Genomic DNA, 15,728 nt, shown 5'->3' with positions numbered 1-15,728 from the left:
TAAGTAATAGTTGCCCTAAGTCTTATATTGATAACCAGGTTACCCTGTGATCATCCTTTGACTGCACCAATCGTAAGTCCTGTTACAAAATATTTCTGGATGAACGGATACGCCAGCAGGATCGGTCCCGTAGCCACAATCGTCATGGCCATCTTCAGACTTTCGGTTGGCAGGTCCGTGTTGACCACCGCACCGGAAGCCATCATCGCCTTACGCATTCCATCCATATTGCCTAACATTTTGTAGAGATAATACTGCAGCGGCATCAGCTCCGACTTGGAGATGAAGAGCAATGCGTTGTACCAGTCGTTCCAGTAAGCCAAGGCAATGAACAGACCAATGGTCGCCAGGGCGGGCTTGGACAACGGCACAATCAGCTGCATGAAGATCCGGAAATCGCCGGCTCCGTCTATTTTGGCGGATTCTGTAATGGCATCCGGGATGCTGCTCATGAAGGACTTCATGACAATAATATAGAAGACGTTCATCATCATCGGCAGGATCAGTACCAGAAGCGTATCCTTCAGATGCAGATAGTTGATGATCATCAGGTACCATGGAACCAGACCGCCGCTGAACAATGTAGTGAAGAAGAAGAAGAAGGAGAAGCGGCTGCGCCATTTGAAATCTCTCCGGGACAGCACGTAGGCTGTCATTGACGTCAGGAACAATCCGACAATAGTACCGATGGCCGTAACGGAGATCGTCACCCCATAGGCTCTGAGCATCTCAGCCGGATACTTGAACAGCAGGCTGTACGCTTCTGTCGAGAAGGCAGTCGGGAAGATCTGGAACCCTTTCTCGATAATCGCGCTCTCTTCACTCAGAGAGGAAGAGATAACCAGAATGAACGGGAAGATACAGAAGATGGCCAGTACCGTAAGGGTTACGTATCCGATGATGGATAGTAGCATCTTGTCCCGGCCCTCAGGCTTTCTGCGTACTTCCGGTGATTTAATATTTGCAGTGGTTGAACTCATTGGGCATTACCTCCTTGTCCTAGAATAGAGCGCGATCCTTGTCGTATCGGCGTACAGCATAGTTGGCCAGCATGATGGTTGCGAAGCCGAGCAGGGATTGGTAGAAGCCGGCTGCCGCAGACATCCCGATTTCATTGGATGTGGTCAGCGAGCGGAAGACGAAGGTGTCGATTACGTCTGTGGATGAGAACAGCAGGCCGTTGTTGCCGACCATATTGTAGAACATCCCGAAGTCTCCGCGGAAGATATTACCGATCGCCAGCAGCACCAGAATGATGACAGTCGGCATCAGGTTCGGAATCGTAATTTTCATAATGCGCTGGAAAATATTCGCGCCGTCAATTTCGGCGGCTTCGTACATCTCGGTGTCAATGCTGGTAATCGCGGCCAGATACATGATCGTTCCGTAGCCCAGTGTCTTCCAGGCGGAGACAATGACCAGGATAAACGGCCAGTAGGCTGCCGTATTATAGATATCCACCGGCTGCATACCGAGTCCCTTCAGCAATACGTTAACGGTACCTACATCGAAGTTGAACAGGTTGTACGCAATGGCTCCAACTACAACCCAGGAAATGAAATAAGGCAGGAACAATACCGTTTGGGTCAGCTTGCGGAACCATTTGCCCGCTACCTCGAACAGCAGGATCGCTGCAAAGATCTGAAGCCCGTTGTTCACAACGATGAATGCGATGTTATATAACGCTGTATTTCGGGTTACGCGCCAGGCGTCACCGGAATCAATGAAGAATTTGAAGTTATCCAGTCCGTTCCACGGACTGCCGAATACCCCGCCAGTATAATCAAATTGCTTAAATGCCAGCACAATACCCGACATAGGCAGATAAGCAAAGAGCAGAAAGAACAATACAGCCGGTGTCAGCATAAGAAGCAAGGATCTGTATTTCTTGACATCGTCCCAGAATCCGTGTTGTTTCTGTTTCATCTTGAATCCCCTTTCCCATTCCCATTTCTCTATAGCCTTATTATAAATAAGCGTTCTTCCGGTGTGGATTAGGGCTATCAACTAAAAGTAATACTTTTTCAACGATCGGTTTAAAATATATGCTTTCCAAAAACACAAAAAACGTTGCCTCTGATTTGGAAATCAGGACTGGCAACGTTTGGTAATCTTCAACTTAGATTTTCTGTTTCTTGCGGTATTCCCCCGGTGTCATGCCTGTGATCTGCTTGAACTGCCGGTTGAAATAGATAATATTCTTATAGCCCATCCGTTCGGCAATCTCATAGATCTTAAGCGTCGGATCACTTAGCAGCTCGAACACTCTGCCCGTCTTGCGCTCGTTGACGTACTCGCTGAAGGGAACACCGTATTCTTCCTTGAACAAGAAGCCCAGGTAGTTCGGGGTGAAGTCGAAGTGGGCGGCTACCTCCTTCAGCGTGATCTTCTTCTCCAGATTCTCCTCCACATAATTCATAATCTCGTCGATCAGCTTGCGCTTCTGCCGCTGCCGCTTCACGTACAGCAGCTCCGACAGCTCGAAGAATCTCCGTCTCATCCACGACAGAATATCATGAATCGTCTCGAACTGGAACAGGATGTCCGGCTGATGGGACTCCCACTGGAGCAGCTCATACAGATTCTCATTCTGCTGCTGAAGATCAGCATGCAGCTTGGAGGTAATACGGATAATCAGCTCATAGACGTCCTTCTTGCCGGCATTCGTGAACAGCTCCAGCAGATGATCGTCAATCGCCACCAGATCGTACTGGATGATCGCTTCCAGCAGCTGCACAACCGTCTGTTCGATCCGGGCCCCCGGCGTACCGCGCGGGGAAGACTCCAGGTTATCACGGATCAGCCGGTTCTTCCCGAGCAGCCACTTCGCGCTGAGTGCGGCCGTTGCCTGCTGGTAAGATTCATGCAGCCCCGCTTCATCCTGGGCGTAACGCCCGACCCCGATGGTTAAGGTGCAGGGAGAGCTCCCGGCCATCTGTTTAATCAGCTCATCCAGCAGACTGAGGAAGCTATCCGAGGGATGGCTGCACAGAATCACGAACCGGTGATGATGGACGGGAATCAGGGTTCCCAGCTTGGTGCTCTCCACGAAGGCTCTGATCAGTCCGGCCATCTGCCGCGTCTTGACACGTGCATCCTCCTCGGACAGGTCGCGCATTTTCCATTCCAGATCATCGATCTCGATAATCGCTGCGGCCGCTCCCTTCATGAGCAGCGGATTCAGGGCGCTGCGCAGATGCGGCTCTGCCGGTTCAGGCGATGTATCCTCGAACCAGCGCAGAATCAGCTCCTTATTCACCAGGGATAGCGCTTCGGTGAAGGATCGGCTCTGTTCCCGTTCCTGCTCCAGAGCGGCAGACAGGGATTCCAGCATGTCGTAGAGATCCTTGTCTTCCACAGGTTTCAATAAATAGCCGGAGGCATTGATCTCAATCGCTTCCTTGGCATAGCTGAAATCCTCGTGGCCGCTGATGAAGACAATTTTGACCTTCGGATGAATGACCTTAGCCCGCCGCGCGAATTCTGTACCCGTCATAATAGGCATCCGTATATCGGACAGGATGATATCCACCCGTTCCTGTTCCATGATCTTAAGCGCATTGAAGCCGCTGTTCGCCGTCCCTACCACTGCCAGATCCAGCGGGCTGGCCAGCACTCTGCGCCGCAGCCACTCCAGATCGATCGCTTCATCGTCAACCAGTAATACATTGATACTCATCGCAATCTTGTCCTCCTGTATGTGTACATGACCCTATGACGCTCAGCCATTCGAATTATGGCGCCTGTCTTACAGCTCCTCGTGACCCTGAAGCCCGGCAGGGAGCAGCAGCCGCACGGTTGTACCGCCACCGTAGAAGCTGGCAATCGTCACCCCGTACGCATCACCGTATCTGAGCTTGATCCGCTCATTCACATTTTTCACACCGTAACCGCCCGACTGGCTCGGCCCCTGCATCATACGCTTGACCACCTCGGGACGCATGCCAATCCCGTTATCAATTACCTTGAGTTCAATATTGTCCCCCACACGCTTGCCGGTCAGCCGGATGGCAATGGTCTCACCGAACCAGGCGTGCTTGAATATATTCTCCACAAAAGGCTGCAGCAGAAGCTTAATCACCTGCATATGCATGATCTCCTCGTCCACATCCACGTGCAGCGTGAAGGCGTCCGCATATTTGACCCGCTGGATCTCCAAGTACGTAGCCACCTGGTCTAGCTCCTTCTCCAGTTCAATATAGACATTGCCCTGATTGAGCGTCAGCCGGTAGAACCGGGACAACCCCTGGACCATCTCCGTGACTTTGCCGATCTCCCCGAGATTAGCCAGGCTGCTGATCGTAGAGAGCGTATTATATAGAAAATGCGGATTGATCTGTGCCTGCAGGGCCTCCAGCTCCGCCTGCTTCTTCTGAATTCCCTGCACGTACACGCTGTTGATCAGCCCCTGGATATTGGAGGCCATATCATTGAAGGAATCCGCGATCTGCACGAATTCATCATTGCCGGAGAAGCGGATACGCTTCTGGAAGTTCCCGTCCTGGAAGGAGCGCACCAGGCCTACGATCCGGCTCATTTTGCGTCCCGATATCCGTGCCACCACATAACCGATCAAAGTCATGACCAGGAAGCTAAGACTACAGACAGCAATAATCACCCTGCGCAGCCGGCCGGCATCCTGGGTCAGATATTTATGCGGTACCATCGCTTCAATTATGAAGTTACTGCCCGGAATCTGTTCCTGCAGCCTGAGGAAATTCTCCTGTCCGCTGCTATTATTGGCAGGACCCCGCTGGAATAGAATATCCCCCGTAGTCTCCTCCACCAGCCGCAGCGTAATGCCTTCCTCCAGCGGGAAGGTATCGAAGCCGCCGAACAGGTCCTCCAGCGATACCGTAATCCGCACATAACCGATCAGCGACTTGTAATCACTGAAGTTGACGAGTCTGCGTACATGTGAGAGGTTGCCCAGCTTCTGGTCTGTATCAATCTGCAGCCACAAATTATCACGCTTGGAATCCTTCAGCGACCGGTACCACCCGCTGCCTGTAATATCGTCCAGGGGCAGAATATAGTAGTCACTGACAATGATCGGATCATCCAGATTATCCCCGGACACAATGTTCAGATCAGGGTTCGGGGTGTAGAGTATGAAGCGGATCTTATTCCCGAACAGCTGCAGCGGCGCGGTAATCTGGGGGACAATTTGGTCAAGCATCGTCAGATAAATCTCAAACGGTGTCCCCTTCATCTCAAGCGCACGCTGGAACGGCTGGCTGCCGAACAGGTTGTCCGACATCCGCTGAATTTCATCCATCTGATAGCGGATATTGTTCCTCGACTGCTCCATGCCTGTGCGGATGTTGGACTCGGCCATCTCTGTCCGGGAATCAGTCAGCATGGAATACGAGATATAGCCGATGAACACATCCGTGAGGAGAACCAGCAGCAGATAAGGAATCATCATTTTATAGGTGAACGGCATGTACTTCTTAAGCTTGGGCATCATTCGCTGGACATCCTCTGCATGGAATTCGTTATAGCTATTCTATTCCGAAACGGACTGCAGCACCACTTCCGCAGACGCAAGCCCTGGAGCTACAGCCCGAACCTGAATGGCGCCCGCTGCGGCAGAAGTCTGAATCAGCGCCAGACACCATCCGTTAAAAGCACGCCGCAGCACCGACTTATCCGGCTCATGGCTGCTTGGATTGCCGTTGCCAACCCCGAGCAGCGCCCCCGCTCCCGTCACTTCAAAGCGGATCTCGTGATCCGCCGCCGGAACAACGTAGCCCTGCTTGTCCAGCACGGCTACGCGAACCGGAATCGTATCCGAGCCGTCCGCCTGCGCCTCCAGCCGGTCCGGGAACAAGGCGATCTGGTACGGCTGACCGGCGGTGACCACAGTCTTCTCGGCGATAACATGGCCGCCCCGTTTGCCGGCGGCTTGCAGCTCACCGGGTTCATAGAGAACCTCCCACGACAAATACCCGTTCGTATCCACCTGCTGCTCACCCAGACTTCTGCCGTTCAGACTCAGCTCAACGGTATCGGTATTTGCGAACACCCGCACCTCCACCGGCTTGCCCTCAGAACCGGGCCAGTTCCAGTGCGGAAGCACATGGACCATCGGCTCCTCCCTCCAGACAGACTGCATATAGTAGTAGCTGTCCTTCGGGAAGCCGCAGGTGTCCATCAGCCCGAAATGCGAATTGATGCACGGCCAGAGATGGGGAGTTGGCTCTCCCCGGTAATCGAAGCCTGTCCACATGAACACGCCGGTCAGGAAGCGGTACTGCACCAGATCGCTCCATGCCTGCTGCGGGGTACAGCCCCATGAAGGAATGTTCGTGCCGTATTCAGAGCAATAGCCCTTGACCGGATCATCCTCATAGATGCCCCGCGTAGCGGTATAACTGGCACATTCACTGCCGATCATTAGGCGGTCCGGGTATCGCTCATGATCATGGAGGTCAATGCTTACGTCTTGTCTGTGCCCGTAATTATAACCTGTAATCTCGACAGCGTCATTATAGCCATTCTCATGCCAGCCATGGTTCATCGCTGCACAAGTCGGACGGGTCGGATCAATACGGCGCGTCCAGTCTGCCAGTGTCTTCAGTACCCGGGCGCCCGTCAAGGTGCCTTCAAGCACCTCTTCGTTCTCCAGGCTCCAGATGATTACGCACGGATGGTTGCGGTCACGGTAGAGCATCCGCGACAGCTGGCTCAGGCCGTTCGGGCTGCTGTCCAGCTTACGGTTCTCATCCATCACCAGCATGCCAATCCGGTCACAGATATCCAGCAGTTCAGGCGTTGGCGGATGATGCGCGCTGCGGTAGGCATTGGAGCCCATCTCCTGCAGCAGCTTCAGCTTATATTCAATGAGGCTATCAGGCAGCGCTACGCCGACCCCGGCGAAATCCTGGTGATTGCAGGTCCCCTTGATCAGCAGCGGTTCCCCGTTCAGGAAGAACCCTTCCTTGGAGTCGAAACGGATGCTGCGGATGCCGAACACGGTCTCATACCGGTCAAGCTTTTGTCCGGCAACCCTAATGACCGACTCCGCCTTATACAGATAAGGAGATTCAGGGCTCCAGAGATTCGGCTGCTCCACGCAGAAGCTCTGCTCCAGCTCTACTTCCGCATACCAGTCTGCATAAGCCTCCGCCGTCCCCTCACCGACCTGTATTCCATCCGCATCATAGATAACCGTGTGCAGAGATATCTGCTTTCCTTCGGTATAATCATTGCGGATACGGGTAGAGAGATGAACGGATGCCTGTTCTTTTGCCACCTCCGGTGTCGTAATGTAAGTGCCGTATTCAGCCACATGCAGGCAGTCCGTGGACTCCAGCCAGACATGCCGGTAAATGCCGCAGCCTTCATACCACCAGCCCTCACATTCTGTAGCATCCACCTTGACGAGTATGACATTCATGCCCTCCTCACCATAGCGGAGCACATCTGTCAGATCATAACTGTACCCGATATAACCGCCCTGATGCGAGCCGATCAGATGCCCGTTGACCCAGACTGTGCTTGTGCCTGATACCCCGTCGAAGCGGATATTCCACTTGGACCCGTCAGCATCTGCCGGAAGCGCGAAGGTTTTGCGGTAGAAGCCCGTCCCGCCGGGCAGATATCCATGGCTGCCGTCCCTTGAGCCTAATCCCTCATCCCGGACATACTCCTGCTCCACACACCAGTCATGCGGCAGGCTAACTTCCGTCCATTCCAGCTGCTGCTCACTCATTCCTTTATCATGGTAAGCGATATCCAGCCACTCCCCCTCCCTAAGAGTGTCCGTATCTGTAATCCCGCCGGTCATTCCACCCTTAACTGCATAAGGAATATGAAGCTCCCCTTGATAAAAGCCCCAGTCCCTGTCAAAATTCACTTTGCTTCTTGCCATTTCCGTTCCCACTTATGTGTCATCCTCCTTGGCAGAACTAATATTCATATTGTAGTGTAGATTCACACCGCGCGGTTAGCACAATGCTAAGAATGAATAGCACAAAATGAATAATACCGGGAACATGCCAAATAGCCCAGGGAGGATTAGGAAGCAGCTCCCCGGGCTTGTAAGACATGACTTCGTACGAACTATTTCCTACAGGCGGCTTCATACGGCTTATTTCACTGCTTCTCGCTGACTGCCCCGCCCGCTGCAACCTTCGCATTGAAGGAGAGCTGGTTCAGCTTCTGGATGGTCTCTTTATTGTAGGCTTCCCCCATGAAATTCGGCTGGCCGCCAATGATTTTGACCGGAGTGATACTGCTGGTTACCCCAGAAGGGTTGATGGTGAAGTTAACCAGCATGGAATGCAGGGTCTTGTCTCCGCCCCGTGTAGAACGGTTGAACACAAAATTGCCCAGTGAATAATAGATCGGCTTATGCTTGTAATATTCAATACCCATCAGACAATGACTGTGCGCGCCAAGGATGATATCCGCTCCGCTGTCGATCATCTGCTTGGCCAGCTTCCGCGCATACGCCTCCGGGTAATCCTTGAATTCCTGATTCCAGTGAATATATACAACCGTATAATCATTATCCTTGGCAGACTTCTTAATCGCACTCAGCAGCGGCTCTGCCGTATAGGCGGAGGCTGCACCCGGGCTGTTCTTGCCTGCATACCAGGAGGGGGCAGACAGTACACGGCTTGTTCCAAGAACCGCGATCCGCTTGCCCTTGACGGTCTTAACATACGGTTTGAAGGCTTCATCGATATTAGCACCTGCACCGGTGTGCCCAATGTTGTTCTTATCCAGATGGACCAGCGTGTCCAGCATCGCGGTTCTGCCGTAATCGAGAATATGATTATTGGCGACGGTCACGCCGTCGATCCCCGCTGTACTTAATCCCGCGAGTGCCGCCGGCTTGGAGCGGAAGGCGAATGTCTTGCTGGCCGCAGCCCCGCGCACCGAGACCGGAGTCTCCAGATTGGCAAAAGCAAGATCGGCCTTCTGCAGCACAGGTGCTACCTTAGCGAACGGGAAATCTACGCCATACTTGGCAATCTGGTCGCCGACAAAGCCGTCCAGCAGAATATCCCCGGCAAACGTAAGGCGAATCTCCTCCTGCGAAGCAGCCCCTTGGGCGCTTACACCCGCAGCCGGGACCAGCAAGAGCAGAATCATGAATATAACAGCATATCTGCGCAAAGTTCTCTAGCTCCTTTTTCTAATGTGATCTAATGATGACTGTGACTAGGAAATATAGAACAGAACGCAGGATGCATTCGCGCTTGCCTGCTGGTAGAACTCCCGGATGGCCTTGAAGTAAGTTAAGATATAATCAAAGAACTCCTCCGCCTCATCATCCTCGATAAGCGGGTAGATTCCTTCCTCCATCATCTGCCGGAAATCATAGTGTTCCCGGAGCCAGGCTTCTTCTATTCCCTCCAGGGCCTCTGCGGTTAGCTTCACCTCATCCGGTTCCAGGGCAAACACCTCGGCATCCGAATAGTGCCCGATATAATGACTGCTTAGAGGCACAGCCGCGCCCAGAGGCGACTGATTGCCTTCCTGTCCGCCATTCAGTGTATAATGTAGAGCTTGCCAGGACTTATCAATATCAAGCTTCGGCCCGATCCCGTGCAGGCTCACTTCTTCATTCCGGATCGACTGAAGCAGCTCAGCATTTACAGCCAGATAATTGCCGATCATCCCCATGAGATTGTCTCCTTCTTTCTTATGTCTTGACGCTATTCTACTACACTGGAAGGAAACAACCAAATGATGGGTGAACTTTGCTAGATTTGCGCTTTTTTAAGCACTGCCCGGAAGCAGCTCAAGCCGCCCCACTGGTCTGTACGCACGGCATCTGCCGGAAGATTGAAATCCGTCTCGCCCCAATATTGAAATCCGGCCTGCAGCAGAATCTCATTCATCCGCGGCAGATTGACGGTCGGATGATCAAAGGTCAGCACCAGCAGCCCTTCTCCATTGAGCGTTCTATGAAACTCGCGGACGGCCAGCACCGTTTCCTGTACCGACAGATGCTCCAGCACCGAGATACAAAAAACCGTATCGAAACACTCATCCTCATAAGGCAGCGAGGTCAGATCTGCCTGGGCTAGATGCAGTCTATTCATCGGTCCCGCCTCCACCTGCCGGGCTGCCGCTGCTCCGATATCCTCGGTGATATTCTGCATAATCGCTTCATGCGACAGAATCCGGGCATCCTTATCACAGGCATAGACCTCAGCGCTATGCTCAGCAAGATAGAATTTGAGCGGGTGAGAGATTCCGCAGGCTGCATCCAATACCACATCATGCGGTGAGATGAAATGGGTACACCATTCGTATTCATACGGACGGCTCCACCAGGCTTCCGGCAAATCATAAATCAGCTTGTCACGGCGTGCATCGGTATTCACAAAAAAACGGGAGACGTAAGGATGTGTCGGCATGGCCAGGACTCCTTTACTCGTGGGGATTTCGGTAGTCAGAGTATATTCACGAATCCCGGTTTCATGCTATAACCTCGCAGCAGCCTGACATGGGGATTATTTTGTAAGCTTCATTAGGGTGGATGGCTTCGCAAGCAAAACAGGCGCTACCCGTTAACGGACAGCACCTGCTCAGCGTAATCTATAGGACTTGTATCTATAAAATCTACTTATACATAATAGCTAAGCAGCTTCGCATCGACGCCGTGTCTGGCGATCAATCCGTCCAGCATTTTGAACCAGTCATGGTCTGAGGTGCAGCGTTCCGGCTGGGCTTCGAACCAGGCCACCGAGCGCTTCACGCCTTCCGCGAACGGCAGGGTGGCCTGGAAGTCAGGCACCAGACGTTTGATCTTGCTGTTGTCGAATACACTGCTGACTGCCTGATCCCCGATCAGCCCGTCCGCCGTTCCCGCCGGGGTGTTCGCAGCGATGAAATCTGTAGACATGTGTACAACCTTCGGCTCACGGCCTGCGGCCTCTCCGATGGCCGCATAGATCTGATTCCAGTTCAGCACCTCATCCGAGGTAATATGAACCGCTTCTCCAATCGCCTCAGGGAGTCCCAGCAAACCAACGAAGCCTTTGGCAAAATCCGTATTATGCGTCAATGTCCATAGAGAGGTGCCATCGCCATGAATGACGAGCGGCTGGCCCTTGCGGATACGTTCCACTAAGGACCATGGATGACTCCAGCTGGTCAGCGCCGCCGGAATGGCTGTATCTCCGTAAGTATGGGAAGGACGGACAATCGTCACCGGGAAGCCGCTGCTCTGATACGCTTCCAGAAGCAGCTCCTCAGAAGCAATCTTGTCCCGGGAATACTGCCAGTACGGGTTCACCAGCGGGGTCTCTTCGGTAATCAAATAATTACGCTGGGGCTTCTGATACGCCGAAGCCGAGCTGATATAGATATATTGCCGCGTCTTGCCAGTGAACAGGTCAATATCCGTCTGCACATGCTCCGGCGTGAAGGCAATCCAGTCGACGACAACATCGAAGTCATACCCCTTCAGCGCCTCGGCGGCCTGCTCCTTGTCACGGATATCACCGTGTATCACCTGTGCGCTCTGCGGCACGAAGCTGCTGCGTTCTCCACGGTTGAACAGATACAGTTCTATTCCCCGTTCCACTGCCAGCCGGGAAACCGCCTGACTGATAAGTCCCGTACCTCCGATAAATAGAACCTTCATCTGTATCCTCCCTCTCTCTTAGCCAATAATTTCTTCAATTCGAGTCAGTATATCCTCATTCAGCTCAATGCCGGAAGCCTTCACATTCTCCTCCACCTGCTCAGGGCGGCTCGCGCCCACCAAGGCACTGGATACATTAGACTGGCGCAGAATCCAGGCCAGTGCCAGGTTGCCTACAGAGATATCCAGTTCAGCGGCAACCTTGCCCAGCTCCTGAACCTTCGTAAGCTTCTCCTCCGTAATTCCTTTGCGCATCCAGTCGAGCCGGGCAGCCCGGCTGTCTGCCGGAATATCGGAGACCGAACTGTATTTGCCGGTCAGCAGACCTTGAGCGAGCGGGGAGAATACGACTTGTCCGATTCCCTTGTGCAACCCAAGCGGGATAATCTCCTTCTCGATATAACGTTCAAACATATTATAGACCGGCTGGTTGACCACGATATGATCCAGCAGATACCGGTCAGCAACCGCAAGAGCTTCGGTCATCTGCGCCGCTGTCCATTCACTGACTCCCACGTAGAGCACCTTGCCCTGACGGACCAGATCATCCAGCGCCCGCAGTGTCTCTTCGATCGGGGTCTCCGGATCATAGCGGTGGCAGTACAGCAGATCCACATATTCAGCATCCAGCCGCTTCAGGCTGGCATGGCATTGCTCGGTAATATGCTTACGGGACAGGCCGCGGTCATTGGGACCGTCACCCATTACCCCGAACACCTTGGTCGCCAGCACGTAGGATTCGCGCGGATAGCTGCTTAGGGTAGCTCCCAGCACCTTTTCCGCCGCCCCCTTCTCATAGACATTCGCGGTATCAAAAAAATTAATGCCCAGAGAGTAAGCGGTTTCAATGGCCTTAACGGCATTGTCCTGCTCCACATATCCTCCGTAGGTCAACCAGCTTCCCAGGCTGATCTCACTGACCTTCAGTCCGGTCCCACCTAATCTGCGGTATTTCATTCATCCCTTGCTCCTCTCTGAATCCGGCGGGTCCCGCCAACCGGTTGCTATATGCACCTACTCATTTTAGAACAATTTGGTAGAAATTGAAAGCGGAGCGGACGGCGGGACCATCTGGTTGCGCTCCATCAGCGCCCACAATTGCCCTGCCAGTTCTGCTGCTGAATAGGACGTTGCACGCGTAACCAGCTGTTCGATCATGCCGGTCATTGCCACAGCCAGAAATTGCACCAGGATTCCCTTGTCCATCATCTTGTTAATGCTGCTCATATCCATCTGTTTGTCGAACCCCCGCATCAGTACCGCCTGCAGACGATTTCGGAACGCCGGAACCCCCTCGTTAGCCAGCGCCGCTGCATAGAAGGAGGCATGCTCATCGAGGTAACGGAACGTATAGTGCAGAGCCGCCTCAGTGGGAAAAAGCGCCTGCTCGCCGCACGGCAGACAGCTGTCAATCAGCTTGACAAAATGTGTCCTGATGCACTGATCCAGCAGATCGTATTTGTCGGTAAAATGCGAATAAACGGTGCCCCGGCTTACATTGGCCCGCTCGGCAATTTCGTTTATCGTGATTTGTTCGAAGTTCTTCTCTGCAATCAGCTGGATGAAAGCTTCAATAATAGCCTCCTGCGATTTACGTATCCTTCTATCCATAGATAACCCCTTCTTCGCCCCGTTCGCCTTGAATTGTACATTTCTCCAGATTCTGTACAATACTGAACAGATTCCGAAATTCTAGCAATTGATGCAGCTATACCACACTGGTAGGATCATTATAGTGAACGTCTACCTGTAAATCAACAGAGGTTCAAAATACACGGATCGGAGGATTTAGCTATGCATGCAATTGCTATTCAGCATTATGGTAATCCCGAAGTATTCACAGAACAAGTACTCCCTACTCCCTCTATCACCGAGACTCAGGTGCTCATTGAAATGTACGCCACAACTGTCAGTTCCGCAGACCAACTGGTGCGCTCTGGCGCATTCAAGGATGTGGTGCAGCTCCAATTTCCGCATGTGCTGGGTGTAGAAGTAGCCGGAATAGTGAGGGCGGCGGGGAAAAATGTGTCACGGCTGAAGGTGGGCGACCGCGTCATGGGGCTCTCCAGATCCGGCGGCGGTTATGCAGACTTCTTAGCCCTGGAAGAGAACTCAGCGGTTGTTATTCCGCCCGAGCTTTCCTATCAGGAAGCTGCCGCACTGCCCGCTGCTGCCTTGTCAGCCTGGCAGTCCTTATTCCAGTACGGCCAGCTGCATTCCGGCCAGCGGATTCTTATTCACGCAGGCGCTGGAGGCGTGGGACATCTTGCAGTGCAAATGGCCAAGCAGCACGGCGCCTATGTCTTGGCCACAGCCCGGGCGTATAATCATGAATTTGTGCGGCAGCTTGGAGCAGATGAGGTTATTGACTACACGACCACTGATTTTGCAGAAGCAGCCGGCACAGTAGATGTTGTACTGGATATGGTGAGAGAGACGGAAGTTGATGAGGATACTGGAATAGGAGCAACCGAACAGAAGAACCTCCAGATTCTGCGGGACAACGGCAGGCTGATCTCCCTGGTAGACCCACTGATCGCCACCCACCCCAAGGTTCGCGGAATCGAAGCCCAGTTTGCCTATATCGAGCCGAACCCAAGGGATCTGGCTTCCATTATCCAGCAAGTCCGCGAACATAAGCTTAAGGTGCATGTGGAGGAGATTTTCCCGTTTACTATGCAGGGGATAGTAGAAGCACATAATCATTATGAGACCAGGAAGGTTCGGGGGAAATTAGTGATCCTGAGACAACAGGGATAGAACATTATACCAAGATAGATTCCAGATGAATATTCAGCACCCGGATCACACGTTGTTTGTTCATCCTGTCAGGCTCAAGCATGGCATGAAGGGCCAAGCCGTCAATCAGGGCATACAGCCGTTCGGCTTCATCATCCTTATCCAGCCCCTGCTTGAAGAGCGCATGCTGATCCAGATAGTCAATAATTTGCACAATCAGCGGATAGATCGCATCATTAAGCTCAGTAGCTCTCTCCCCGCCAGTCTTGAGATGGAAGGTAAAGGCGAACCATACCTCCATCTCAGCCATGCTGCTGTCGTCCGTAGGGAGCAGCTCCAGCAGCACTTTCATAATCTGCTCCCGCGGAGGAAGCTCCGACTGCATAATATCCACAATCCTCGCTGTTACGCGCTCCTTCACCAGATTCATAGCAAACTCCAGCAGTTCATGCTGAGTGGAGAAATAATGGCGCAGCGCGCCCAAAGAAACACCCGCCTCGGCAGCAATATTACGCACCGTAGCCCCTTTAATTCCCTGCCGGATAATGACCCGCCAGGTAGCTTCGGCAATATTCGATTTTCGTTCGGAATGATCTACTATTTTTGGCATGCCCATATTGTAGCATACCGGAAAACATAAGCACAATTTAAATAATACAGTTGTATTACTTAAAATCCGCTGTTATACTTCGACTAGGCTATAACTACTATCAACTATAACAAGGGGTGCGATATGAATCTGGTTGCATGGGCGATTGTTACCTGTGAGGTCTTGTTCTGGGTGGTCATTCTTGCAGGCTTTACAGCACGTTATATCTTCAAACGGCCAACACTGGGGCTGATTTTCCTGGCGATGACTCCGGTCCTCGATCTCCTTCTGTTAATGATCTCCGGCGTGGACTTGGCACGAGGCGCTACCGCTACGATAGCACATGCGCTTGCAGCCGTGTATATCTCCGTGTCCATTGTATTCGGTAAAAGCATGATCGCTTGGGCCGACGAACGCTTCCGCTACTATGTTACCAAGCAAGGGGCGAAGCCGGCCAAGCGTTACGGCATGGACCATGCCAAGCATTATTTCCAGGGCTGGGTGAAGCACTTGCTCTCTTTTGTGCTCGCTGCCGGGATTCTGTATGGATTGATATTGTGGATCGACGATGCCGCCCGCACGGAGGCGCTGTTAAGTATTCTAAGCGTGTGGTCCGTGGTGGTCGGCATTGACCTGATCATCACTGTTACCTATTTCATCTGGCCCAGGCAGGCCAAAGGTTCAAGCTGAACAGAAAATTAAGAGGCTGACTCGAAAGCCATGAAATGGCTGCTTGGGACAGCTCTTTATTGCGGAGTGGGATCAACGTGAGCACTTGGGTGGACGCTC

Annotated in this window: 14 protein-coding genes; 2 read left to right on the top strand and 12 right to left on the bottom strand. The window is 52.7% G+C overall.

Features of this window, described 5'->3' with window-relative positions; all coding sequences use genetic code 11:
* Positions 1-50: 50 nt before the first annotated feature.
* The 11 genes from NST43_RS08015 to NST43_RS07965 form a co-directional block, all read right to left on the bottom strand.
* Entirely contained in the window at positions 51-980 is a 930-nt protein-coding gene (locus NST43_RS08015; protein WP_209993461.1) for a carbohydrate ABC transporter permease, read from the bottom strand.
* A 19-nt stretch (positions 981-999) separates the two neighbouring features.
* Positions 1,000-1,926 carry an ABC transporter permease subunit gene (locus NST43_RS08010; protein WP_036721498.1) on the bottom strand — a complete coding sequence of 309 codons (927 nt, stop codon included), beginning with the start codon at positions 1,924-1,926 and terminating at the stop codon, positions 1,000-1,002.
* Positions 1,927-2,119: 193 nt separating this feature from the next.
* Positions 2,120-3,679, bottom strand: a complete 1,560-nt coding sequence (locus tag NST43_RS08005) for a response regulator (protein ID WP_339223614.1) — start codon at positions 3,677-3,679, stop codon at positions 2,120-2,122.
* Between the two features lie 69 nt (positions 3,680-3,748).
* The gene (locus NST43_RS08000) at positions 3,749-5,470 is read right to left on the bottom strand and encodes a sensor histidine kinase (RefSeq protein WP_339223612.1); all 1,722 of its coding nucleotides are present in this window, start codon (positions 5,468-5,470) and stop codon (positions 3,749-3,751) included.
* 39 nt (positions 5,471-5,509) lie between these two features.
* Positions 5,510-7,876, bottom strand: a complete 2,367-nt coding sequence (galA, locus tag NST43_RS07995; protein WP_339223610.1) for a beta-galactosidase GalA — start codon at positions 7,874-7,876, stop codon at positions 5,510-5,512.
* A 224-nt stretch (positions 7,877-8,100) separates the two neighbouring features.
* Positions 8,101-9,105 carry a CapA family protein gene (locus NST43_RS07990; RefSeq protein WP_339223608.1) on the bottom strand — a complete coding sequence of 335 codons (1,005 nt, stop codon included), beginning with the start codon at positions 9,103-9,105 and terminating at the stop codon, positions 8,101-8,103.
* 69 nt (positions 9,106-9,174) lie between these two features.
* Positions 9,175-9,639, bottom strand: a complete 465-nt coding sequence (locus tag NST43_RS07985; protein WP_339223606.1) for a YfbM family protein — start codon at positions 9,637-9,639, stop codon at positions 9,175-9,177.
* 80 nt (positions 9,640-9,719) lie between these two features.
* The gene (locus tag NST43_RS07980; RefSeq protein WP_209993466.1) at positions 9,720-10,379 is read right to left on the bottom strand and encodes a class I SAM-dependent methyltransferase; all 660 of its coding nucleotides are present in this window, start codon (positions 10,377-10,379) and stop codon (positions 9,720-9,722) included.
* A 209-nt stretch (positions 10,380-10,588) separates the two neighbouring features.
* Positions 10,589-11,611, bottom strand: coding sequence for an SDR family oxidoreductase (locus NST43_RS07975; protein WP_339223603.1), 1,023 nt, complete (start codon positions 11,609-11,611; stop codon positions 10,589-10,591).
* Between the two features lie 18 nt (positions 11,612-11,629).
* Entirely contained in the window at positions 11,630-12,568 is a 939-nt protein-coding gene (locus tag NST43_RS07970; protein ID WP_339223601.1) for an aldo/keto reductase family protein, read from the bottom strand.
* 66 nt (positions 12,569-12,634) lie between these two features.
* On the bottom strand, positions 12,635-13,222 hold the full coding sequence (locus tag NST43_RS07965) for a TetR/AcrR family transcriptional regulator (protein WP_339223599.1): 588 nt from the start codon (positions 13,220-13,222) through the stop codon (positions 12,635-12,637).
* A 183-nt stretch (positions 13,223-13,405) separates the two neighbouring features.
* Between NST43_RS07965 and NST43_RS07960 the strand changes: the two genes are divergently transcribed.
* Positions 13,406-14,371 carry an NADP-dependent oxidoreductase gene (locus NST43_RS07960; RefSeq protein ID WP_339223597.1) on the top strand — a complete coding sequence of 322 codons (966 nt, stop codon included), beginning with the start codon at positions 13,406-13,408 and terminating at the stop codon, positions 14,369-14,371.
* Between the two features lie 4 nt (positions 14,372-14,375).
* Here NST43_RS07960 and NST43_RS07955 read toward each other — a convergent pair whose 3' ends face one another.
* Positions 14,376-14,960 (bottom strand): TetR family transcriptional regulator C-terminal domain-containing protein, encoded by a 585-nt coding sequence (locus tag NST43_RS07955; protein WP_339223595.1) that lies wholly within the window; start codon positions 14,958-14,960, stop codon positions 14,376-14,378.
* 123 nt (positions 14,961-15,083) lie between these two features.
* Here NST43_RS07955 and NST43_RS07950 point away from each other — a divergent pair, with 123 nt between their 5' ends.
* On the top strand, positions 15,084-15,629 hold the full coding sequence (locus tag NST43_RS07950) for a hypothetical protein (protein WP_339223593.1): 546 nt from the start codon (positions 15,084-15,086) through the stop codon (positions 15,627-15,629).
* Positions 15,630-15,728: the final 99 nt, after the last annotated feature.

This window comes from Paenibacillus sp. FSL H8-0332, assembly GCF_037963835.1.
GTDB lineage: Bacteria > Bacillota > Bacilli > Paenibacillales > Paenibacillaceae > Paenibacillus_AQ > Paenibacillus_AQ rhizoplanae.
Note: the sequence above shows the minus strand (reverse complement) of the source record. Positions and strands in the feature narration are given on the sequence as shown.

Bases quoted from the DNA above. Each gene is read 5' to 3' on its own strand.
- NST43_RS08015 (WP_209993461.1), bottom strand. From the start codon at position 980: ATGAGTTCAACCACTGCAAATATTAAATCACCGGAAGTACGCAGAAAG.
- NST43_RS08010 (WP_036721498.1), bottom strand. From the start codon at position 1,926: ATGAAACAGAAACAACACGGATTCTGGGACGATGTCAAGAAATACAGA.
- NST43_RS08005 (WP_339223614.1), bottom strand. From the start codon at position 3,679: ATGAGTATCAATGTATTACTGGTTGACGATGAAGCGATCGATCTGGAG.
- NST43_RS08000 (WP_339223612.1), bottom strand. From the start codon at position 5,470: ATGATGCCCAAGCTTAAGAAGTACATGCCGTTCACCTATAAAATGATG.
- galA (WP_339223610.1), bottom strand. From the start codon at position 7,876: ATGGCAAGAAGCAAAGTGAATTTTGACAGGGACTGGGGCTTTTATCAA.
- NST43_RS07990 (WP_339223608.1), bottom strand. From the start codon at position 9,105: ATGATTCTGCTCTTGCTGGTCCCGGCTGCGGGTGTAAGCGCCCAAGGG.
- NST43_RS07985 (WP_339223606.1), bottom strand. From the start codon at position 9,639: ATGGGGATGATCGGCAATTATCTGGCTGTAAATGCTGAGCTGCTTCAG.
- NST43_RS07980 (WP_209993466.1), bottom strand. From the start codon at position 10,379: ATGCCGACACATCCTTACGTCTCCCGTTTTTTTGTGAATACCGATGCA.
- NST43_RS07975 (WP_339223603.1), bottom strand. From the start codon at position 11,611: ATGAAGGTTCTATTTATCGGAGGTACGGGACTTATCAGTCAGGCGGTT.
- NST43_RS07970 (WP_339223601.1), bottom strand. From the start codon at position 12,568: ATGAAATACCGCAGATTAGGTGGGACCGGACTGAAGGTCAGTGAGATC.
- NST43_RS07965 (WP_339223599.1), bottom strand. From the start codon at position 13,222: ATGGATAGAAGGATACGTAAATCGCAGGAGGCTATTATTGAAGCTTTC.
- NST43_RS07960 (WP_339223597.1), top strand. From the start codon at position 13,406: ATGCATGCAATTGCTATTCAGCATTATGGTAATCCCGAAGTATTCACA.
- NST43_RS07955 (WP_339223595.1), bottom strand. From the start codon at position 14,960: ATGCCAAAAATAGTAGATCATTCCGAACGAAAATCGAATATTGCCGAA.
- NST43_RS07950 (WP_339223593.1), top strand. From the start codon at position 15,084: ATGAATCTGGTTGCATGGGCGATTGTTACCTGTGAGGTCTTGTTCTGG.